Source organism: Streptomyces pinistramenti, assembly GCF_020564935.1.
Lineage (GTDB): Bacteria > Actinomycetota > Actinomycetes > Streptomycetales > Streptomycetaceae > Streptomyces > Streptomyces pinistramenti.
Genome location: NZ_JAJCXB010000085.1, coordinates 1 through 22041 on the forward strand (window position 1 = coordinate 1; position 22041 = coordinate 22041).

16 protein-coding genes are annotated in these 22041 nt (G+C 70.5%); 6 read left to right on the forward strand and 10 right to left on the reverse strand.

The features are described from left to right. Positions 1–1039 precede the first annotated feature (1039 nt). Positions 1040–1561: a universal stress protein gene (locus LIU39_RS32480; RefSeq protein WP_227050543.1), complete on the forward strand. Its 522-nt coding sequence runs from the start codon at positions 1040–1042 to the stop codon at positions 1559–1561. Positions 1562–1962: 401 nt separating this feature from the next. On the opposite strand, the gene glmS is transcribed toward LIU39_RS32480, so the two are convergent. Both glmS and LIU39_RS32490 read right to left on the reverse strand, forming a co-directional pair. Then, positions 1963–3792: a glutamine--fructose-6-phosphate transaminase (isomerizing) gene (glmS, locus tag LIU39_RS32485; protein WP_227050544.1), complete on the reverse strand. Its 1830-nt coding sequence runs from the start codon at positions 3790–3792 to the stop codon at positions 1963–1965. Positions 3793–3997: 205 nt separating this feature from the next. Continuing rightward, on the reverse strand, positions 3998–4297 hold the full coding sequence (locus tag LIU39_RS32490) for a hypothetical protein (protein ID WP_227050545.1): 300 nt from the start codon (positions 4295–4297) through the stop codon (positions 3998–4000). A gap of 191 nt (positions 4298–4488) precedes the next feature. On the opposite strand from LIU39_RS32490, the gene LIU39_RS32495 reads away from it, so the two are divergent. Further along, positions 4489–6084 (forward strand): beta-N-acetylhexosaminidase, encoded by a 1596-nt coding sequence (locus LIU39_RS32495; protein WP_227050546.1) that lies wholly within the window; start codon positions 4489–4491, stop codon positions 6082–6084. Between the two features lie 79 nt (positions 6085–6163). On the opposite strand, the gene LIU39_RS32500 is transcribed toward LIU39_RS32495, so the two are convergent. From LIU39_RS32500 to LIU39_RS32515, 4 genes are read right to left on the reverse strand one after another with little or no spacing between them, the layout of a single operon-like run. Further along, the gene (locus LIU39_RS32500; protein ID WP_227050547.1) at positions 6164–7324 is read right to left on the reverse strand and encodes an acyl-CoA dehydrogenase family protein; all 1161 of its coding nucleotides are present in this window, start codon (positions 7322–7324) and stop codon (positions 6164–6166) included. 5 nt (positions 7325–7329) lie between these two features. Beyond that, positions 7330–8271, reverse strand: a complete 942-nt coding sequence (locus LIU39_RS32505) for a hydroxymethylglutaryl-CoA lyase (RefSeq protein ID WP_227050548.1) — start codon at positions 8269–8271, stop codon at positions 7330–7332. Beyond that, positions 8268–10292 carry an ATP-binding protein gene (locus tag LIU39_RS32510; protein WP_227050549.1) on the reverse strand — a complete coding sequence of 675 codons (2025 nt, stop codon included), beginning with the start codon at positions 10290–10292 and terminating at the stop codon, positions 8268–8270. The genes LIU39_RS32505 and LIU39_RS32510 overlap by 4 nt, the downstream gene beginning before the upstream one ends. A gap of 53 nt (positions 10293–10345) precedes the next feature. Continuing rightward, the gene (locus LIU39_RS32515; RefSeq protein ID WP_227050550.1) at positions 10346–11977 is read right to left on the reverse strand and encodes a carboxyl transferase domain-containing protein; all 1632 of its coding nucleotides are present in this window, start codon (positions 11975–11977) and stop codon (positions 10346–10348) included. A gap of 129 nt (positions 11978–12106) precedes the next feature. Between LIU39_RS32515 and LIU39_RS32520 the strand changes: the two genes are divergently transcribed. The 3 genes from LIU39_RS32520 to LIU39_RS32530 all read left to right on the forward strand — a co-directional run bounded on the left by LIU39_RS32520 (position 12107) and on the right by LIU39_RS32530 (position 14929). Next, positions 12107–12721: an SACE_7040 family transcriptional regulator gene (locus LIU39_RS32520; protein WP_227050551.1), complete on the forward strand. Its 615-nt coding sequence runs from the start codon at positions 12107–12109 to the stop codon at positions 12719–12721. A 104-nt stretch (positions 12722–12825) separates the two neighbouring features. After that, entirely contained in the window at positions 12826–13983 is a 1158-nt protein-coding gene (locus LIU39_RS32525; RefSeq protein WP_227050552.1) for an acyl-CoA dehydrogenase family protein, read from the forward strand. A 34-nt stretch (positions 13984–14017) separates the two neighbouring features. Continuing rightward, entirely contained in the window at positions 14018–14929 is a 912-nt protein-coding gene (locus tag LIU39_RS32530) for an acyl-CoA thioesterase (RefSeq protein ID WP_227050553.1), read from the forward strand. A gap of 48 nt (positions 14930–14977) precedes the next feature. Here the strand turns inward: LIU39_RS32530 and LIU39_RS32535 are convergent, their stop codons facing one another. Beyond that, a complete protein-coding gene (locus tag LIU39_RS32535; protein ID WP_227050554.1) occupies positions 14978–15772 on the reverse strand; it encodes a phosphatase in 795 nt (264 codons plus the stop codon). Positions 15773–15925: 153 nt separating this feature from the next. On the opposite strand from LIU39_RS32535, the gene speB reads away from it, so the two are divergent. Next, entirely contained in the window at positions 15926–16915 is a 990-nt protein-coding gene (speB, locus tag LIU39_RS32540; protein WP_227050555.1) for an agmatinase, read from the forward strand. On the opposite strand, the gene LIU39_RS35725 is transcribed toward speB, so the two are convergent. From LIU39_RS35725 to LIU39_RS32550, 3 genes are all read right to left on the reverse strand, one after another. Then, positions 16881–18014 (reverse strand): SUKH-4 family immunity protein, encoded by a 1134-nt coding sequence (locus LIU39_RS35725; protein ID WP_372464128.1) that lies wholly within the window; start codon positions 18012–18014, stop codon positions 16881–16883. The two genes, speB and LIU39_RS35725, sit on opposite strands and share 35 nt — an antisense overlap. 191 nt (positions 18015–18205) lie before the next feature. Beyond that, the gene (locus LIU39_RS35390) at positions 18206–20212 is read right to left on the reverse strand and encodes an SUKH-4 family immunity protein (protein WP_227050556.1); all 2007 of its coding nucleotides are present in this window, start codon (positions 20210–20212) and stop codon (positions 18206–18208) included. 59 nt (positions 20213–20271) lie between these two features. Then, on the reverse strand, positions 20272–22041 hold a 1770-nt coding region (locus tag LIU39_RS32550; RefSeq protein ID WP_227050557.1), incomplete at its 5' end, for a toxin glutamine deamidase domain-containing protein.

The following is a 22041-nucleotide window of genomic DNA, read 5'->3' on the forward strand; positions in this document are numbered from 1 at the left end:
CTCAATACGTGCCCAAAGATCGTCCGACACCACCCACGGCGGACCATTGCCCTTCCCCATACCCGGCCCAACGACCCACCCAGGTACCAGACATGGCCTCCCCAGCTCTTTCTGTTAGCTCCTCTTAAGCCCCCCTCGGTCGTCTCGCCCTCTCGGTACTGCACAGTTCCCCCGCCGTAACTACCAAGATCGAATCTACTGTGTCCCGTGAGGATGGCGTGCCAAGTTCACCACCCACTGGTATGTCGATATGGCAACTTGGCGCGAAGCATTCGATCACGAAGGGTTCCACTCGTCGGGCCTACAGGGAAAGTACGCGTCTCGGCTCTGCCCGCCCGCAGTAGGGCACAACCATGCCGAGCGGTCCTTTCCTCCCTGCTCACGCCGGGGTTGAAGGGTGGTCGGACCAAGGTGAGGATCCGGGCCGGAAGTTGGCTGAAAACGGTCGGGGCGGGGGTTGGCGGGGTCAGATTCGCGCCGCGCACGCCTGTCGAAATACCGTCCGCCCCCATGCGCCCCTGTCCCTTTCCGTCCGTTTCTGTCCCCGTGTGCGGCGGGCACCTTCAGCGCCCTGTCGGCCGCGTGCCGTTCGGAGCGGAACAAGAGCGGAACAAGGAGGCCGGTGGTCGTGCGGAGTCACCGGTTCGGTTGATGTTGGGACCGGCCGGGTGCCCGTGGACCCTTCCCGGCGGGCGGCCACGCCTGGGTCGCCGGGCGGTGGCCGGTCATCGACCGGGGGGCGTACGGGGGCAGGCCGGGGCATTGCCATCCGGGCCGCGCTCCGGCATGCTCCGGGGAACGTTCGAGGGGCCGGCCGGCCCGGTGCGAGCGCTCCGCTGCCGCCGCACGCCCTGGGCAGCGGGACACTGGCGCCGTACTCTTGGGGTAAAGGCTTGGGAAGATGATTCCCGGTCGTATCGTTCCTCATTGAACTAAGCCGCCGGCTCTTCGCTCGCGTCAGCTCGGTCAACTGCCGGATCAAGTCAATCGCCGTTCCCCGTTCGCCCCTCCGCAAGAGGACGTCCTCGCCGAGACACCAATGGCCGGTCACGAATTTCCTGAACCCGCGAACCGCAAGCAGGTGGCCGATCCGACGGCCGACCTCGAAGCGACGGAAGAGACACGCCACTCCTGCGACCCCGCGTTCCAGCACGGCGTCGTGGTCGGCTTCGACGGATCGATGTCGAGCGAACGGGCGTTGGCGTATGCAATCGGTATGGCCCGGCGCCTCGGTTCCGGCCTGATCATCGTCCATGTGGCCAACAGGCTGCCGACGACCGTCTGGGCGGGCTGTGAGCCTCCGGTCTTCGTGGACGTCCCCGACCACCGTACGGAAGTGCTGGGCCTGGAGCTGGCCTGCGCCGACCATCTGTCCGATGTGCCCTGGATCCTCGTCGAGCGCGGCGGGGACATCTGCCACGAGCTGGAAGAGGTCGGCAGGGAATACGAGGCCGACGCGATCGTGGTCGGCTCCACGCGCGGCATCGTCGGCCGGATCTTCGGCTCGGTCGCCGGACGCCTGGCCCGGCGCGCACAGCGTCCGGTCATCGTCATTCCCTGACGGCGCCCTGACGATTCCCTGATGACCCCTTGATGAGCTGCCGGTGGCGGCCCCTCGTCTTCTGGCGTGCCGTCACGCCGTACGTGCCCGGATCTTCCCTGCCTGTCCATGGTTGAGGGGGAGTCATGGGGATTGCGGGGAGTCGGTAGATCAACTGCCGTACAGAGGTGGATTGTGCCGTTGTGACGGGTAGATACCGGTCGGGTGAGCGGACCGACCGGACGGGCTCCGGGCGGCACCGAGCCCCCCATGGCGTGCTGCCGGCCCGGAGATGACGGTTACCGGGTGCGGCGGCATCCGCCGGCGTATGGGCGACGCCGGCAACAGGGGAGGCGGCGGTCTCGCGCGCGGGTGGCACGCGCGAGGCCGCCGCCTCCTTTCCCGGCTCCGGCTGCCGCGCCCTACTCCACCGTCACGGACTTGGCGAGGTTGCGGGGCTTGTCGATGTCCCGGCCCAGCGCCAACGCCGTGTGGTGGGCGAACAGTTGGAGCGGGATGCCCATCAGGATCGGGTCCAGCTCGACCTCGTTCTTCGGCACGACGATCGTGTGGTCGGCCTTCTCCTGCTCCTGGTGCGCGACGGCCAGGATGCGGCCGCTGCGGGCCTTGATCTCCTCCAGCGTCGCGCGGTTCTTCTCCAGCAGGTCGTCGTCCGGCACGATCGCCACCGACGGCACGTCCGGCTCGATCAGCGCCAGCGGCCCGTGCTTCAGCTCGGACGCCGGGTACGCCTCCGCGTGGATGTAGGAGACCTCCTTGAGCTTCAGCGACGCTTCGAGCGCCACCGGGTACCCGCGCACCCGGCCGACGAACATCATGCTCCTGGCCTGCGCGTAGTCCACCGCCAGCTTCTCGATGGCGGGCTCGTCCGCCAGCACGTCGGCGATCTGCTGCGGCAGCTTGCGCAGCCCCGCGATGATCCGCTTGCCGTCCGCGACCGAGAGGTCGCGGATCCGGCCGAGGTGCAGCGCGAGCAGGGCGAACGCCACCGCGGTGTTGGTGAAGCACTTCGTCGAGACGACGCAGACCTCGGGCCCGGCGTGGACGTAGACCCCGCCGTCGGTCTCCCGCGCGATGGCGCTGCCGACGACGTTGACGACGCCCAGCACCCGGGCGCCCTTGCGCTTGAGCTCCTGCACCGCGGCGAGGGTGTCGTAGGTCTCGCCGGACTGGGAGACCGCGATGTAGAGGGTGTCGGGGTCGACCACCGCGTTGCGGTAGCGGAACTCCGACGCCGGCTCGGCGTCCGCCGGGATCCGGGCCAGCTCCTCGATCAGCTGCGCCCCGATCAGGCCGGTGTGGTACGCCGAGCCACAGCCCAGGATCTTGACCCGGCGAACGCCGCGCGCCTCCCGGGCGTCCAGGTTCAGGCCGCCGAGGTGGACGGTGGAGAAGCGGTCGTCGATCCGGCCGCGCAGCACCCGGTCCACCGCTTCGGCCTGCTCGGCGATCTCCTTGTGCATGTAGGTGTCGTGGCCGCCCATGTCGTACGACTCGGCCTCCCACTCCACGGTGGTCGGCGCGGCCGAGGTGCGGGAGCCCTCGGTGGTGTACGTGCGGTAGTCGTCGGCCTTGAGGGTGGCCATCTCGCCGTCGTCCAGGGTGACGACCTGGCGGGTGTGCGAGACCAGTGCGGCGACGTCGGACGACACGAACATCTCGTGCTCGCCGATGCCCAGCACGACCGGGGAGCCGTTGCGGGCCACGACGATGCGGTCGGTGAAGTCGGCGTGCAGGACGGCGATGCCGTAGGTGCCCTCGACGTGCCGCAGCGCCTCGCGGACCTTCTCCTCCAGCGTGTCGGCGGTGGAGCGGCCGATGAGGTGGGACAGCACCTCGGTGTCGGTCTCGGAGGCGAAGTCCACGCCGTCCGCGGTCAGCCGGGTGCGCAGCTCGGAGGCGTTGTCGATGATGCCGTTGTGGACGACGGCGACCTTGCCCTCGGTGTCGAGGTGCGGGTGCGCGTTTTCGTCCGTGGGGGCGCCGTGGGTGGCCCAGCGGGTGTGGGCGATGCCGGTGGTGCCGGCGAAGCGCTTGGGCAGCCGGGCCTCCAGCTCACGGACCCGGCCCTTGGCCTTGGCGGTCTTCAGGCCGCCGGCGGTCTTGCCCGAGCCCTTGGTGTGCAGGGCGATGCCCGCCGAGTCGTAGCCGCGGTACTCCAGGCGCTGCAGCCCTTCGAGGAGCAGCGGAGCGACGTCGCGCTTGCCGATGTATCCGACGATCCCGCACATGGGTGAGCCTCCGAGATGGACGTGCTGACGGGTGGGGCGCAGGCGACGCGGCGGCGAACCGGCGTCCTGGCCGGGGTGTTGCCGATGCGTGGTGCCTGCGCGGGTGATGACGTGGGTGGTGATGCTGACGGTGATGCTGATGTTTTCCGGTCCTGCTTCGGCCGCCTCCCGGCGCGGCCCGTGGGGTCCGCCGTGGACCGCGCGCTCAGCCGTAGACCAGCCGGCGCAGCTGGCGTGGCGAGAGATCGGGCGGGCTCACGGCGCGGTGCGGCAGCTCCAGCCGGATCCGTTCGAAGATCGCGTCGTTGCGCAGTCCCTGGGACTGCAGCTCGCGATGGCGCCTGCGGACGAACCCTTCCGTCGTCTCGTCGAAGTAGGCGAGGACGTCCAGCACCACCCGGGTGGCCTCACCGCGCTGGAGCGGTGTGCTGCGCACCAGGTGGTCCACCAGGTCGTCGTGGGGCGCCGGACGGAGGTCCGCACCGCGGTCGGGGCGATCGAGCACGCGTCGATACTGCTGGGCGGCGGAGAGTTTCGCAAGAAACCTGCCCGATATCGGGCAGGATCGCGTCCACGCGGCCGGAAAATGGTCTGCGCCTTGACCCGGACCCGGGCTCACGGTACGCATGGTCACCGTTCGGTCGCTCCATGCCATGCACGACATGCCATGCACGATGCTCGCCGAAGGGATCGTCGATGAGACGACGCAGACTCCTCTGTTCCCTCCGGCTGGTCGCGGCCGCGGGGATGGGAACCGCCGCCGCACCGCCCCGGTCCGCCGCGGCACAGGCCGCCATCCCCCTGGACCAGGTGGTTCCCGCGCCCGCCTCGGTGCGCCCCGGCGGGGGCGCGTACACCGTCAGCGACCGCACCCTGATCCGGGTGCCGGGCGCATCGGCGGAAGTGAAGCGGGTCGCCGGATACCTCGCCGGGCTGCTCCGCCCGGCCACCGGCTTCGCGCTGCCCGTGACCACCAAGGACGGCAAGGACGGCATCGTCCTCAGAATCGGCGGCCGGGACGCCAAGGGGCTCGGCGCCGAGGGCTACCGGCTGCGCTCGGCCGGCCGCTCGGTCACCATCAGCGCCGCGCGGCCCGCGGGCCTCTTCCACGGCGTCCAGACGCTGCGTCAGCTGCTGCCCGCGGCCGTCGAGCGGAACACCGCGCAGCCGGGGCCCTGGCAGGTCGCGGGCGGCACGATCGCCGACTCGCCGCGCTACGGCTACCGCGCCGCGATGGTCGACGTCTCCCGGCACTTCTTCGGCGTCGACAAGCTCAAGCGCTACATCGACCAGCTCGCCCTCTACAAGTTCAACACGCTCCACCTGCACCTCTCCGACGACCAGGGCTGGCGGATCGCCATCGCCTCCCGGCCTCGGCTGACGTCCCACGGCGGCAGCACCCAGGTCGGCGGCGGGCCCGGCGGCTACTACACCAAGGAGGACTACCGCGAGATCATCCGGTATGCCGCCAGCCGTTACCTGACCGTCGTCCCGGAGATCGACATGCCGGGCCACACCAACGCGGCACTGTCCTCCTACGCCGAGCTGAACTGTGACGGCAAGGCGCCGCCGCTCTACACCGGCACCGACGTCGGCTTCAGCTCGCTGTGCGTGCCGAAGAAGGAGACGTACGACTTCATCGACGACGTCATCCGCGAGGTGGCGGCGATGACGCCGGGCCGCTATCTCCACATCGGGGGCGACGAGGCGCACTCCACCAGCCATGAGGACTACGTGACGATCATGGACAAGGTGCAGCCGGTGGTCGCCAAGTACGGCAAGACGGCGATCGGCTGGCACCAGCTGACCGGCGCGCACCCGGCCAAGGGCGCCGTCGCGCAGTACTGGGGCTACGACGCGACCGGCGCGGCCGAACGGCAGCAGGTCACCGAAGCGGCCAAGAACGGCACCCGGCTGATCCTCTCCCCGGCCGACCGCTCCTACCTCGACATGAAGTACGACAAGAACACGCCGCTGGGCCTGGCCTGGGCCGGCTACGTCAGCGTCGAACGCTCCTACGACTGGGATCCGGGCAGCTATCTGCCCGGTGTGCCGGCGGCTTCGGTCCTGGGGGTGGAGGCGCCGATCTGGTCGGAGACCCTGTCGACGTCCGCGCAGATCGAGTACATGGCGTTCCCCCGGCTGCCCGGCATCGCCGAGCTGGGCTGGTCACCTGCGGCCGGCCACGACTGGGGCCGGTACAAGGGCAGGCTGGCCGCCCAGGGGCCGCGCTGGGACGCCATGGGCATCGGCTACTACCGGTCGCCCGAGGTGCCGTGGCCGGCGCGGTAGCCGGCGCCGTGTAGCGCCGTCCGGGGCGGCGGGCAGGCCCGCCGCCCCGGTACCGCTGCCGTGTCACGGGCGGCGAAGCTCAGCCCGTGACGCCCAGCTCCCGGGCGATCAGCATCCGCTGGACCTCGCTGGTGCCCTCGCCGATCTCCAGGATCTTGGAGTCGCGCCACATCCGGGCCACCGGGTACTCGTTCATGAAGCCGTAGCCGCCGTGGATCTGGGTGGCCTCGCGGGCGTTGGTGACGGCGCTCTCGGACGAGTAGAGCTTGGCGAGCGCCGCCTCCTTCTTGAACGGCTCGCCGTGCACCAGCCGGGAGGCGGCGTCGCGCCAGGCGAGCCGGGAGGTGTGGGCCCGCATCTCCATGTCGGCGAGCTTGAACTGGATCGCCTGGTTGGCGCCGATCGGCCTGCCGAAGGCGTGCCGCTGCTGCGCGTACTTCACGGACTCGTCGACGCAGCCCTGCGCGAGGCCGGTGGCCAGTGCGGCGATGGCGATCCGGCCCTCGTCGAGGATGCGCAGGAACTGGGCGTAGCCGCGGCCCTCGTCGCCCAGGAGGTTGGCCGCCGGTACGCGGACGTCGGAGAAGGACAGTTCGCGGGTGTCCGAGGCGTTCCAGCCGACCTTGGAGTACGGGGCGGCGACCGTGAATCCCGGGGTGCCGGACGGCACGATGATGGCCGAGATCAGCGGGCGGCCGTCGTCCTTGCGGCCGGTGACCGCGGTGACCGTGACCAGTCCTGTGATGTCCGTACCGGAGTTGGTGATGAAGCACTTGCTGCCGTTGATCACCCATTCGTCGCCGTCCCGTACCGCGGTGGTGCGGGTGCCGCCGGCGTCCGAGCCGCCGTCCGGTTCGGTCAGGCCGAACGCGCCGAGGATCTCGCCCGTGCACATCCGGGGCAGCCACGCGCGCTTCTGCTCCTCGGTGCCGAAGTGGTAGAGCGGCATGGCGCCGAGCGAGACACCCGCCTCCAGGGTGATCGCCACCGAGGAGTCGACCCGGGCCAGCTCCTCCAGGGCGATGCCGAGCGCCAGGTAGTCGCCGCCCATCCCGCCGTACTCCTCGGAGAACGGCAGGCCGAACAGGCCCATCCGGCCCATCTCGTGGACGATCTCGTAGGGGAAGGCGTGCTGCTCGTAGAACTCGCCGATCTTGGGAGCGACGACGTCGTGCGCGAACGCCTCGACCGTGCGCCGGAGCTCTTCCAGCTCGGAAGGGAGACGGTGGTCCAGGGACATGGGGGTCACTCCTTGTGGGAGAGGGCGCGGACGGTGCGGGACGGGCTCGGCCGGCCCAGGGCTTCGGCCATCCACACGCTGGTGGCGGTGAGACGGCCGAGGTCGACGCCGGTGTCGATGCCGAGGCCGTGCAGCATCCACACGAGGTCTTCGGTGGCGAGGTTGCCGGTGGCGCTCTTGGCGTACGGGCAGCCGCCGAGGCCGCCCGCAGACGCGTCGACGGTGGTGACGCCGTGCCGGAGCGCGGCGAGGGTGTTGGCGAGTGCCTGCCCGTAGGTGTCGTGGAAGTGCACCCCGATGCGGGCGGTGGGCACGCCCGCGTCGTTCAGTGCGGTCAGCAGGGCCTGGACGTGGCCCGGGGTGGCGACGCCGATGGTGTCGCCGAGGCTCAGCTCGTCGCAGCCCATGTCGAGCAGCGCGCGGCAGACCCGCACCACCTGGGGGAGCGGCACCGGGCCCTCCCAGGGGTCGCCGAAGCACATCGACAGGTAGCCGCGGACCTGCGCACCGGCGTCCTTCGACCGCTGGACGACCGGCGCGAACATCGTCAGCGCCTCGTCGACCGTGCGGTTGAGGTTGGCCTTGGCGAACGACTCGGTGGCGCTGCCGAAGACGGCGATCCTGCGGGCGCCGAGCGCCAGTGCGCGGTCCAGGCCGCGGTCGTTGGGCACCAGGACCGGCAGCGTCTGCGGGTCGAGGTCACCGAGGAGCGGGAACAGGGCCTCGGCGTCGGCCAGTTGGGGCACCCACTTGGGGTGCACGAAGCTGGTCGCCTCGACGACCGGGAGCCCGGCGTCGGCGAGGCGGTGGATGAACTCGGCCTTGACCTCGGTGGGGACGACGGCCTTCTCGTTCTGCAGGCCGTCCCGGGCGCCGACCTCGTGGATCCGTACGTGCGCGGGCAGTCCGTCGGCGGGGATCTGCATGGGGAGTCCTGGTGCGGTCATGACGCGTTCTCCTGCTCGCCGTCGGGGGAGGGGGCCGGGCCGCCGGGTTCCTCGTGCGGGTCGACGACGGCGAGGACCTGGTCCATGGCGACGGTGGCGCCGGGCAGGACGTCCAGCGCGCTGACGGTTCCGGCGTGCGGCGCGGCGATGACGTGCTCCATCTTCATCGCCTCCACCACCAACAGGCCCTGGCCCGCGGTCACTTCGTCGCCGACGGACACCTTGACGACGGTGACCGTGCCGGGCATCGGGGCGGTCAGCGCGTCCACGCCGTGCCCGCCCGCGGCTCCGGCCAGCGTCGCCGCCACCGGGTCGTGGTCCTGGACGTGCCAGGCGTCGCCGTCCCTGCCCAGCCAGTCGCCCGCGCGGTGGAAGGTGTGCAGCACACCGTCCACGGTCACCCGGACCAGGCCGGGCCCGGCCTGCGCGGCTTCCTCGTCGGGCCGCACGTCGCAGGCCACCGGGTCCTGGCCCGGCACCCGCAGCCAGTGCCGTACCGGGGCCGGCTCGCCGCCCAGCCGGAAGCCGTCCGGCGTGCCGAACGGGTCGCGCCAGGCGCCGGCTCCGGCCGCCGGCTCCAGCGCGGCCCGGCGCACCGCCGCGGCCGCCGCGTACACCTCGTTCGGCACCCCGGACGGCAGCAGATCCGCCGCCTCCCGCTCGACGAGCCCGGTGTCGAGATCGCCGGAGACCACGTCCGGGTGGGCCAGCAGGCGGCGCAGGAACCCGGCGTTGGTGGTCACGCCGAGGGTGACGGTCGAGGCCAGCGCCGCCCGCAGGGTGCGCAGCGCCGCCGCGCGGTCCGGGCCGTACGCGATGACCTTGGACAGCATCGGGTCGTAGCGGCTGCCGACCTCGGCGCCCTGGGAGAGGCCGGAGTCGGTGCGCACACCGTCGCCCTGCGCCTCGTGCAGCAGCTGGACGGTGCCGCCGGTGGGCAGGAAGTCGCGGGCCGGGTCCTCGGCGCAGATCCGGGCCTCGATGGCGTGCCCGGTGAGGGTGATGTCCTCCTGCGCGTACGGGAGATGCTCGCCGGCCGCGATCCGCAGCTGCCACTCGACGAGGTCGATGCCGCGGTGCCCGGCGACGGTCGCGGTCAGCTCGGTGACCGGGTGCTCGACCTGGAGACGGGTGTTCATCTCCATGAAGAAGTACGACGCCGGGTCCTTGCCCGGGACGATGAACTCGACGGTGCCGGCGCCGCGGTAGCCGCAGGAGCGTGCCGCCTGCACGGCCGCCTCGCCCATCGCGGCCCGGGTCGCCTCGTCGAGCAGGACCGACGGCGCCTCCTCGATCACCTTCTGGTGGCGCCGCTGCAAGGAGCATTCGCGCTCGCCCAGATGCAGGACGGTGCCGTGGCCGTCCGCGAGCACCTGGATCTCGATGTGCCGCGGCCGGTCGATCCAGCGCTCGACGAGCAGCGTGTCGTCACCGAACGAGCCGCGGGCCTCGCGGCGGGCGGCGGCGATCTCCTCGGCGAGCAGCACCTCGTCACGGACCAGCCGCATCCCCTTGCCGCCGCCGCCCGCGGACGGCTTGAGCAGCACCGGCGTGCCGATCTCCCGGGCGGCGGCGGCCAGTTCGGCGTCGGTCAGGCCGCTCCCCGACGAGCCGGGCACGACCGGCACCCCGGCCGCCCGCACCGTCTCCTTGGCCCGGATCTTGTCGCCCATCAGGTCGATGGCCTCGGCGGTCGGGCCGATGAACACCAGACCCGCATCCGCGCACGCCTTGGCGAAGCCGGCGTTCTCGGCGAGGAAGCCGTAGCCGGGATGGACCGCCTGCGCGCCGGTGCGCGCCGCCGCGGCCAGCAGCCGCTCGGCCGACAGATAGCTCTCGGCGGCCGCCGCGGGCCCGATCCGTACGGCCGTGTCGGCCTCCCGTACGTGTCGCGCGCCCGCGTCCGCGTCGCTGAAGACCGCCACCGAACGGATGCCGAGGGCGCGCAGCGTACGGATGACGCGGACGGCGATCTCGCCGCGGTTGGCGACCAGGACGGTGTCGAACATGGTGGTGGGCATGGCTGTGGCGGTCCCTCTCGTGTCGGACATCCCGCTCCCCTGTGGCATCGCGCTCACATCCGGAAGACGCCGTAGCCGGGTGCGGCGGCGTCCTTGGCGGGCAGCGGCGCGTTGGCGCAGGCGGTCAGCGCGAGGCCCAGCACCCGCCGGGTCTCCAGCGGGTCGATGACGCCGTCGTCCCACAGGCGCGCGGTGGCGTAGTAGGCGTTGCCCTGGGTCTCGTACTGCTCGCGCACCGGCGCCTTGAAGGCGTCCTCGTCCTCGGCGCTCCACTCCTCGCCGCGCGCCTCCAACTGGTCGCGCTTGACGGTCGCGAGGACGGACGCGGCCTGCTCGCCGCCCATCACCGAGATCTTGGCGTTCGGCCACATCCACAGGAAGCGGGGGGAGTAGGCACGGCCGCACATCGAGTAGTTGCCCGCGCCGTACGAGCCGCCGATGACGACGGTCAGCTTGGGGACGCGGGTGCAGGCGACCGCGGTCACCATCTTCGCGCCGTGCTTGGCGATGCCGCCCGCCTCGTACTGCCGGCCGACCATGAAGCCGGAGATGTTCTGGAGGAAGAGCAGCGGGATGCCGCGCTGGTCGCACAGCTCGATGAAGTGGGCGCCCTTCTGGGCGGATTCGGAGAACAGGATGCCGTTGTTGGCGACGATGCCGACCGGGTGGCCGTGCAGGTGCGCGAAGCCGGTCACCAGCGTCTGGCCGTACTCCGCCTTGAACTCGGCGAACCGCGAGCCGTCGACGATCCTGGCGATGACCTCCCGGACGTCGTAGGGCGTACGGGAGTCGGCGGGCACCGCGCCGTAGAGCCCGGCCGGGTCGGCCTTCGGCTCCTCGACGGGGCGCACGGACCAGGGGAGCGGGGCGCGGTCGCCGAGCGTCGAGACGATGGTGCGCACGATGCGCAGCGCGTGCGCGTCGTCCTCGGCGAGGTGGTCGGTGACGCCTGACGTCCTGGCGTGCACCTCGCCGCCGCCCAGCTCCTCCGCGGTGACGACCTCGCCGGTCGCGGCCTTCACCAGCGGCGGCCCGCCCAGGAAGATCGTGCCCTGGTCGCGGACGATGACGGCCTCGTCGCTCATCGCCGGGACGTACGCGCCGCCGGCCGTGCAGGAGCCGAGTACCGCGGCGATCTGCGGGATGCCGGCGCCGGACATCCGTGCCTGGTTGTAGAAGATCCGCCCGAAGTGCTCGCGGTCGGGGAAGACCTCGTCCTGCATCGGCAGGAAGGCGCCGCCGGAGTCCACCAGATACAGGCACGGCAGGCGGTTCTCCAGGGCGATCTCCTGGGCCCGCAGGTGCTTCTTGACCGTCATCGGGTAGTACGTGCCGCCCTTGACCGTGGCGTCGTTCGCGACGATCACCGTCTCGCGGCCGGAGACCCGGCCGATGCCGGCGATCACCCCGGCGGCCGGCGCGGCCCCGCCGTACATGCCGTCGGCGGCCAGCGGCGCCAGCTCCAGGAACGGGGAGCCGGGATCCAGCAGGGCGTCCACCCGGTCCCGGGGCAGCAGCTTGCCGCGTGCGGTGTGCCGGGCCCTGGCCTTCTCGCCGCCGCCCAGCCGGGCCGCCGCGAGCTTCTCGCGCAGCCGCCCGGCCAGCTCGCGGTGCGCGGCCTCGTTGGCCCGCCAGGAGTCGGACGCCGGGTCGGCGGCACTCCCCAGCACCGGTGCCTGCTCCATCAGTACGAGCCCCCTTGCTCGGTCGCCGCGGCCCGGATTTCCGGGGAAGTCCTGGCCCGCGGTTAATGGGCGTTAACGTCACTCCCTTCAGGTTAACGAGCACTAACCCGGCTGTCTACAATTGCTGCCATGAGCAATGCGCACGCCCCCGCCCCGACCACCCGCCGCGAACAGATCCTCAAGGAGGCCGCCCGGCTCTTCGCCGAGCGCGGCTTCCACGGTGTCGGCGTGGACGAGATAGGGGCGGCCGTGGGGATCTCGGGCCCCGGCCTCTACCGCCACTTCGCCGGCAAGGACGCGATGCTCGCCGAACTCCTCGTCGGGATCAGTGAGCGGCTGCTGGACGGCGGCCGGAAGCGGGTCGCCGAAGGCGGCGAGAGCCCCGAAGCGGTGCTGGACGCGCTGATCGACGGGCACATCGACTTCGCCCTGGACGACCGCCCGCTGATCACCGTCCACGACCGGGAGCTGGACCGGCTGCGCGAGGCGGACCGCAAGCGGGTGCGGCGGCTCCAGCGCGAGTACGTCGAGCTGTGGGTGGCGGTCGTCCGCCAGGTCCATCCCGTGCCGTCCGAAGCGGAGGCCCGCGCCGCCGTGCACGCCGTCTTCGGCCTGCTCAACTCCACCCCGCACCTCGGCCGCCCCGGCGCCCTCCCGGGCCGTACGGACATGTCGCAGCTGCTGCACCGGCTCGCGGTGGGCGCGTTCGGCGCGATGGCGGGGGAGCCGGCGGCGGGGGTCTGAGCGGCTGCCCGACGGTGGTGCGGGGCCGCCCCTGGACAGGCGTACGGACCGGCCGGTAGCTTTCGCTGAGCAAGCGCTTAGCCAGCGATCCGGAGGAGGCGGCCGTGCGTCGCACAGTGTTCAACGAGGACCACGAGGCGTTCCGCGCGACCATCCGCGCCTTCATCGAGGCCGAGGTCGTCCCCGTCTACGACGAGTGGATCGCGGCCGGACAGGCCCCGCGCGACTTCTACCGCGAGCTCGGCGAGCTGGGCGTCTTCGGCATCGAGGTCCCCGAGGAGTACGGCGGCGCCGGCGAGACCAGCTTCAAGTTCAACGCCGTCATCACCGAGGAATGCGCCCGCGCCGGCGTCAGCTTCGGCGGCTCCAGCGTGCACACCGGGCTCTGCCTGCCCTACCTCCTCGCCTACGCCACCGAGGAGCAGAAGCAGCGCTGGCTGCCGCCGTTCGTCTCCGGCGACATGATGACCGCCATCGCCATGACCGAACCGGGCACCGGATCCGACCTGGCCGGCATGAAGACCACCGCCAAGCTCTCCGACGACGGCACGCACTACGTACTCAACGGCGCCAAGACCTTCATCACCGGCGGCGTACTCGCCGACCGCGTCATCGTCTGCGCCCGCACCTCTCCCCTCTCGGCGGAGGACCGCCGCGCCGGCATCACCCTCCTCGTCGTCGACACCACGTCCGAGGGCTACGCCGTCGGCCGCAAGCTCGACAAGCTCGGCCTGAAGACCTCCGACACCGCCGAACTCTCCTTCACCGACGTCAAGGTGCCGGTCACCGACCGCCTCGGCGAGGAGGGCAAGGCGTTCTCCTACCTCGGTCAGAACCTCCCGCAGGAGCGGCTCGGCATAGCCGTCGGCGCCTACGCCCAGTCCGCGGCCGCCGTGCGGTTCGCCACGGAGTACGTCCAGCAGCGCGAGGTCTTCGGCAGGTCCGTCGCCTCCTTCCAGAACACCAAGTTCGTCCTCGCGGACTGTCAGACCGAGGTCGACGCCATGCAGGCCGTCGTCGACCGCGCCCTCGACGCCCTCGACGCCGGCGAACTGACCGCGGCGGACGCCGCGTCCGCCAAGCTCTTCACCACCGAGCGCGCCGCCGTCGTCATCGACAAGTGCCTCCAGCTGCACGGCGGTTACGGCTACATGCAGGAGTACCCGATCTCCCGCCTCTACGCCGACACCCGCGTCAGCCGGATCTACGGCGGCACCAGCGAGGTCATGCGCTCCATCGTCGCCAAGTCGATGGGACTGTGAACCGCCGCAGCCCCCGGACGAAAGCGCCCCGTACGTGAACGACGCCCTGAGGTCCCTGCTCGATCTGCTCGACCTGGAGCGGATCGAGCAGGACATCTTCCGCGGCATCAGCCGGGCCTCCGTCGTCCCCCGCGTCTTCGGCGGCCAGGTCGCCGCCCAGGCGCTGGTCGCGGCCGGCCGTACGGTCCCGGCCGATCGGCCGCCGCACTCCCTGCACGCCTACTTCCTGCGGCCCGGCGACCCCGGAGCGCCGATCGTCTACACCGTCGACCGGATCCGTGACGGCCGCTCCTTCACCACCCGCAGGGTCGTCGCCGTCCAGCACGGGCAGCCGATCTTCCACCTCTCGGCCTCGTTCCAGATCCACGAAGAGGGACTGGAACACCAGGAGCCGATGCCGAAGGCCCCCGACCCGCTGACGCTGCCCACCGCCGCCGAGATGCTGCCCCGCTACGCGGACCGCTTCGTCGACCCCGGCGTCACCCAGCGGCTGCTGGACTCCCGTGCCGCCGTCGACCTGCGCTACGTCGACGCGCCCCCGTACGGCACCGTCGGCGAGGTCCGCGAACCCCGCTCCCAGGTGTGGTTCCGCACCAACGGGTCGCTGGACGGGGCGACGGCGGGCGCGGCGGACGGCGCGGGACCGGCCCGCCCCCTGCTGGACATCTGCCTGGTCACCTACGTTTCCGACATGACCCTGCTGGATTCGGTGCTGCTGGCGCACGGCCGCGGCGGCTGGGCGGTGGGCGACGTGGTCGGCGCCAGCCTCGACCACGCGATGTGGTTCCACCGCCCGCTGTGCGCCGACGACTGGCTGCTCTACGACCAGGAATCCCCCACCGCCCAGGGCGGCCGCGGCCTCGGCAAGGGCCGCATCTTCACGGCCGACGGGCAGCTGGCCGTCTCGGTGATCCAGGAGGGCGTGATCCGCGTACCGCGGGACTGAGCGGGCGCCCGGGACGCGCCCGCCCGGCGCCCGCGCGGGCCGACGCCCTCAGCGCAGGCCGGCCGCCGTCAGCAGATACGCGGTCAGCGGGTCGTAGTGGCGCGGGCTCAGGACGTGATCGTCCAGCGGGATCGTCACCCGCACCGTGCCCTCGGACTCGGCGAGGAACAGCGCCGGGTCGTTGCAGTCGGCGAAGCCCACCGCCTCGATGCCGCGCTGGCCCGCACAGCCCGCCCAGCCGTGGTCGGCCATCACCAGATCGGGCAGCGGCCTGCCCTCCCGCTCAAGACCGTCGAGCACCGCCGCCATCGGCTCCGGCGAGTGGGTGTGCCACAGCGTCGCCCCGCGCTCCAGCATCGCCACCTCACCGAACTGGAACACCATCCCGTCGTCCGCCTGCAGCCCGTCCGGAATCACGACGATCTCGCAGCCCTGCGCCCGCAGCGCCTCGGCCGTGGCCCGGTGCACGTCCAGCAGCCCGCCCGGATGGCCGGTCGCGAACAGCACCCGCTGCCGGTCGGCCGCCGCCTTGTGCAGCACCGCCGCCGCACGGTCCAGTGCGTCCACCGTCAGCTCGGGGTCGATGGTGTCCTGGCCGGTGCGGTGGTGCGGATCGTCGATCACGCCGCAGCGCTCGGCCATCACGGCCAGCACGTCCTGCTCGTCCGTCCACCGGTCGCCCAGCTCCAGACCGAACCAGTAGTGGCGGTCGCCGTTGGCGAGCTTGCGGTAGTGGGAGAGGTTGTTCTCCCGGGGGGTCGCCACGTCACCGGCGATCCGGGTCCGCACGAGATGGTCGACGAGTTCGGCGCGCGTGGGCGTGTCAGCAGTGGCTATCGGCATAGCGCCATTGTGCCCGTACGGCCTGGCCGGGGCGCCGGAACACCGCAGAGCGGACGCACACCACCCGGCGCTGGCCGTTTCGTCGAACGTCACGTCCCGGCCTCACGCAAACGTCCATGTCCCGCACCTCGGCGCGTCCCTACCCTCAGCCCCATGACCACCGCATCCAGCGCCTCCCCCGCAGCCGGCGAACCTGTGGGCCCCGTCGACTCCTCCCGTATCCCGCGCTACGCCGGGCCCGCGACCTTCGCCCGCCTGCCCCGCCTCGACGAGGTCGGCGGCCGGGCCGACGTCGCGGTGGTCGGCGTCCCCTTCGACACCGGCGTTTCCTACCGCCCCGGCGCCCGCTTCGGCGGCAACGCCATCCGCGAGGCATCGCGCCTGCTGCGCCCCTACAACCCGGCCCAGGACGCGTCCCCGTTCGCCCTCGCCCAGGTCGCGGACGCCGGTGACGTCGCCGCGAACCCGTTCCACATCAACGAGGCCGTCGAGACGATCGAGGCGGCGGCCGACGACCTGCTGGCCACCGGCGCCCGCATGATGACCCTCGGCGGCGACCACACCATCGCCCTCCCCCTCCTCCGCTCCGTCGCCAAGAAGCACGGCCCGGTCGCCCTGCTCCACTTCGACGCCCACCTGGACACCTGGGACACGTACTTCGGCGCCGAGTACACCCACGGCACCCCGTTCCGCCGCGCCGTCGAGGAAGGCATCCTCGACACCTCCGCGCTCTCCCACGTCGGCACCCGCGGCCCGCTCTACGGCAAGAAGGACCTCGACGACGACGAGAAGCTGGGCTTCGGCATCGTCACCTCCGCCGACGTCATGCGCCGCGGCGTCGACGAGGTCGCCGACCAGCTCCGCCAGCGCATCGGCGACCGCCCCCTCTACATCTCCATCGACATCGACGTCCTGGACCCGGCCCACGCCCCCGGCACCGGCACGCCCGAAGCCGGCGGCCTCACCAGCCGCGAACTCCTGGAGATCCTGCGCGGCCTGTCCTCCTGCCACCTGGTCTCCGCCGACCTGGTCGAGGTCGCTCCCGCCTACGACCATGCGGAGATCACGTCGGTGGCCGCCTCGCACACGGCGTACGAACTGACGACGATCATGGCTCGGCAGATCGCGGGGGCGCGGGGGTAACGCGGGGGTAAGGGGTGTGGTGGCCGCGGCGGCGGACGGAGTGCCCGCCGCCGCGGCCCGGGCCGTCACCGGGTGGAGGAATTGTCCGCATCGAGGACGTGCTGGCACGCGCGTGCCGCCGCGGCCTCGGGGTCAACTGCCCTCGGCCACGCGTCGGTTCGGCCAGGTTGTCGCCGGCCGGGGTCACGCTGGGTTCGTCGGCGTCGATGGCCTCCGGAGTGGTCAGCCGGAACACCCGGCCGGTGCTGCCGTCCAGGCACAGGATGCCGCCGATCCGAGCCGATGGAGCGGGCCCTCGGGGACCGGGCTTTTCGGGGACTGCGGCACGGGTTCGGTGACGAGGGCGAGCCCGTCCTGTGCGACGTTCACGGTGGAGAGGGAGTAGAAGCCCTCGACTGCGGGGGATCCCACCGTCGAGAGACAAGGCCCGGCTGTCCGGATCCGTCAGGCCGCTCGGCAGATCGGCTTCGGCGATCCGGCGCACGGCGGCCGCCCCGAAAGCGCCTCCCACCGCTTTGCTGCGGGCCGGCACCGCTCCTCGTCGCACGCGCGCGGGACGACGTGGCCGTGCGGCCGGGAGGCGAGGAGCGCATACAGAACCTTTGGTCGTGCTCGACCTCCCAGGCGGCGGGCGTTTCCGGTGCCCCGGCCTGCGGGGCACCGGCGGTTTCCTGCGGGTCGGCCGGGCGGCAGGTGGCCGCTTCCCAGGTCCGTTCCACGCCGTCCTCGCCGGTGCTGATGACGTATCCGGCACGCTCGGCGGGGCACTGGGCTTCGATCCGCCCGGTCCAGAACTCGGGAGGATCGAAGCTGCCTGCCGGCTTCCGGTGGAACCACACCGTGCGCCGGGGAAGCGGCGCGAAAGCCGAGGCCGGCGTGTCCGCCGCGGTGGTGTCTCCCCAGTTGACCGCGGTGTGATGCAGCCACGCGACCCATTCGGCGGGGGAGGACGGAGCGATCCCCCGCTCGTCGAAGTAGTGCAGCGAGGCCGCGTGACTGCCCGGTGGAAAGCCGTCAGGGAAGGCGGTGGGCAGCGTTTCGAGGAGGAGAACTCTGGCCAATTCCTCCACGATTTGGTGACTCGTGAGCCCTGAGGCATCCACGAACACTGCTTCTTCGTGAGTGTCCCGCAGCCGATTCAGCAGTCTGCTCTTCCCAGACGTGGAAGGGCCGTCGAGGTATCGGATGATCCCTCTGGACCCTGAATCAGAGATCCAGGATTCCCATGCTTTCGCGGCTCCGTGACCGTCAGTGCTTTCCCTGTTCCATCCGGTGGAGCCGGTCACGGTCTCATCCTCCTCCATGCTCTGCATCCGACTCCCGGATCTCCGCCAGGACCATGTCGTAGTCGGTCACCGCCTCGGGGAGGTTCTCGAACTCTCCTCCCCACATGCTCGATTCGGCAGCAGCCGGGTCCGACTGCCTGAGCCATTCCTTGAGGCTGTCGGCCAGATCGTAGATCTCGTCGGAGACGGTGATTCCGGCGCAAAGGGCCGTGTGGTGGAGGAGCATGGTGAAGAGCGCCTGCCCCGGGCTGGAGCCCATGAGCTGGGCGTTGTCCCCGGTACCGGCGTCGGCGGAGAGGAACACCTGGCCGGTTTTTCCGTCGAGGAGCAGGTGGTGGCTTCCGTGCTGCCCCAGCCCGGTCAGCAAGGTGGTGCCGTCAACGGGGAGCAGCGCCGCGTCAGGGCCCGAGAGGTCCGGGGAGTACAGTCCGCAGATTCCCCGTGAGACGGGCCAGCCGAATTCCCGCAGGAAGCGCAGCGTCGGCTCGTGCTGAAGGTGATGCGAGGTGTTGGGGTCGGATAGGGGCCGCAGGGCGCCCGGCCCGAATACCTCACCCGATTCCAGCCACTCCGCCGCCGGATTCACGGCGCGTTCCACCGGCCACGGGCATTCCCATGTGCCGCTCTTGGTGAGGGAGTTGGAGGGCGCCTGGTCGGCCCAAGGGATGGTGGGCAGTTCGTTCGTCGCCGCCCGGTTCACGGCTGCGACGAACAGGCCGCCGGTTCCTGAGAAGGCCCAGAGTTCGGCATGCGGGTCCGCGGCGCTGACCCGCACCGCCTGACGCACCGTTTCCGGCATGCGGGGCGGCAGGTCGACGGAGTCCAGTACCGGCCGCCATTCCGCCGCGTACTGCTCGGCGTAGGAGACGTCGGAGAAGGGGGTGCCCGGGAGCCTGCCGGGCATATCGGTCTCCACGAACTCGGGCCCGGCCAGCAGGTCACCGGTCCGCGCATCCCAGGAGATGCGCTCGTACGTCTCGGTGTCAGCGAATTCCTGCTCGTTCCACTGCTCGACCGTCGGTCCGTTCCCCGCCGACGCGGCGCGGATCTCCTCGACCTCGCGTGGGCGGCCGGGCTTGCAGGTGCCGGGAAGCCGCCAGCGTGCCCACTGCGTCGTCCACGGCAGGGTGCCGGCCGCTCGGCGCAGATCTTCGGCGAAAGTCAGCTTGCCGCGGCACAGGGCAGCATGGTGCAGAAAGGCCACCCACTCGCCGTGAGTTGAGTCGCGAAGACCCTGCTCTTCGAGATAGTGAATGTCCGCCGCCATACTTTCCGCGGGAACCCCGTCGGGGTAGGCGAAATGCAGCCCCTGGCACAGGGCGTATGCCTCGACGTTCGCCAGGAACCTGGACACTTCCAGGTAATGCGTCAGCACGTCCGACAGTGCCGCGTGCACAGGGGCCGCCTGTGACCAATAATGCGCCTCCTCGCGTGTGGAGGATCGCAACCATTCGTCGATGAGACTGAGCGTCAGTGTGCGCTGCTCCGTCGCGGACAGGGGGAACTCTGCACGCGCCGTTCGATGAACATCCCGGTTGGTGAAGGACATGTATGTGGATCCCTGGATTTCCTTGGTCCGCAACACATCGGGGTTGTTGGCGACGGTTTCCCGCAGATCCTGGAGCGTGACCACTCCGCCCAGTGACCTTGCTGCTGAAAGCCAGACGCTGATCGGAGCATCGGGAAGTTCGAGCCATGCTGCGGAGGCGACTATGTGCCGCACCAGTGGTGATTCGAATCCCACCCCCGTAAGCGCCTGGAGGGCCTGAGGGTTGGGAACGGACGGGGTGTTCTCGATCTCTACAGCAATTCCCCATTCCCGAGCGATCCGGGAACCCACCCGTGCCACACGCTCCGGCTCGGCCGAGGTGATCGTGACACCCGACCACGAGACATTACCGAACGTGAGGAGGGCGACCGGCTCGGCCGAACCCTCTCTGCCTGCCGCCACCAGACTGTGTGCCAGCGAGCGTACGCTTTCAGCCGTGTGGCCCTGGCAGTCGATATACACGGGTGAAGTCACCTCTGAATGAAGGAGTCAATACTGCGAGGGCAGCCTACAGCCCCTGGTCAGTAGCCGCGGTCGCGCAGGATATGGGACTCCATCCATATGTCCATGAGTCTGTTGAGGTGATTCTGGAAGTCCTCGCTGAACATCTTTTGAATGTCCCTCTTGCTGTCCGTTGCCGCGTCGGAAAGCTCTCCTCGGCGGAATCCTACGGAGTAATTCACGCTAACGCCGTGCAAGGTTTCCGAGTTGTGGATGTACGAGGAGCAGTCCGCCTTCGGGCTACCGGAAATGTTGCCGCACGGTTCGCGCTCCGTGTAAAGATTTATCGGTTGGAAGGGGGGTAGGTTCTGGCTCTTCCGGTGTTCGTTCACGAGGTCGAGATGGTTCCCGAGGTGAGGCTCCGAGTGGACCTCGTCAGGGGTTTGTTGAGGGATGGAACTGTCCACCACGTAGCGTGTCTCGTTGGTGCCCGGGTCATGCACTTCAAGAACGGCATAATTTCGCGCCGTGAAATCGGGCCGATGATCGCCCATGGCGTGGGTTCTTCGCACCCGTTGAGCAAGAGAGACGCCTTGGTCGTCGGTTCCGTAGTGATCCCGTGCGTGATCGAACGCTTGACGGGCGGGGTTTCCCTTCCTGCCGAAGACATCGGCCCGCTCGTGGTAATGCACACCACGCGACACATCCTGCTGGTTCGGTGGGACTCTGTTCATATCGGCGTATGCCTGTTGCAGGCTGAGCGGGTTGTGGCCAACAGCGTTATCGCGGTGGAAGGAAAGACTCAGGCGGGCCAGTGAAGCGACCACTGCTCCCCGTTCGCCGGGTTCCATGGCATCAAAACCGGGGAGCGCGCGTGAGAGTTCGTCGTGGGTGAATCCCTCGTTATGTACGTTTCGTGTTGTTGCCGAGTCGAGCAAGGCGTTGAGTTGGCCGTCCCTCAGCCAGTTCTGAAGATTTTGGTGAATCGGATCCAGATTCACCTGGTTGACATCGTGGCTGCCACGTACGGCATCTTGTGATGTTTCCGGATCCATCTCGTAGTGACGGTGCGACTCGGTGGAGGGGTCACTGTCGGTCCGGGAGGGTTGGCGTTCGCCGTAGGGCGTCGAGCCTTCCGGGGAACGCTGGTTGCCATGCCCCGGCTCGGCTGCCGGCCGTCGGCCCGGCCGCTGGTCCGGGTGCGGGTCCTGGGCAGGGCGGGCTGCGACGTTGCCGACGGGCCGCCGGTTGGCGTCGAGGGGGATGGCGTGGACGCCGTTGTCGCCGTTGTGGAGGGGCTTGTTGCTGCATTGGCCCGTCTGGGCGTCGACGTAGGTGATCTTGCCGTGGTGGTTGACGACGTTCCAGGCGTGCGCGCGGCCGTTGCTGTCCTGGGTGATGATCACGGCCTGGGAGCCGTGGCCGGAGTTGCGGAGGGCGTTTTCCAGGCGGTTGAAGGCGTCGCGGCCGTTGCCGTAGTCGTGGAAGCGGGCGCCGAGGGTGTTCTCGATGCGGTCGCGGCCGTTGTTCTCGCCGCGGTCGGACGGCGTGCCGTCGAGGTGGGTGTCGGGGGTGCGGTGGGCCGCGGCGGTGGGGTGGCCGGCGAAGGTGTCGGTCGCGGCCAGGGCGGCGTCGACACAGTTGTTGCTGCGGCCGGGGGCGTCGGGGCCGGGGTCGTTGATGCTGTCGACCCAGTGGCCGTCGTCCGGATCCGGGTGCCGCTGCGGATTTCCGTTCTCGTCCCGGGGGATCGAGTTCTCCACCTGCTGCTGGTGCGCGTCCGTCGGCCCGTCGAGACCGCCGGGACGCTCACGGTTGCGGGTGTCGGAGGCGGGGGTGGGGTCGGAGCC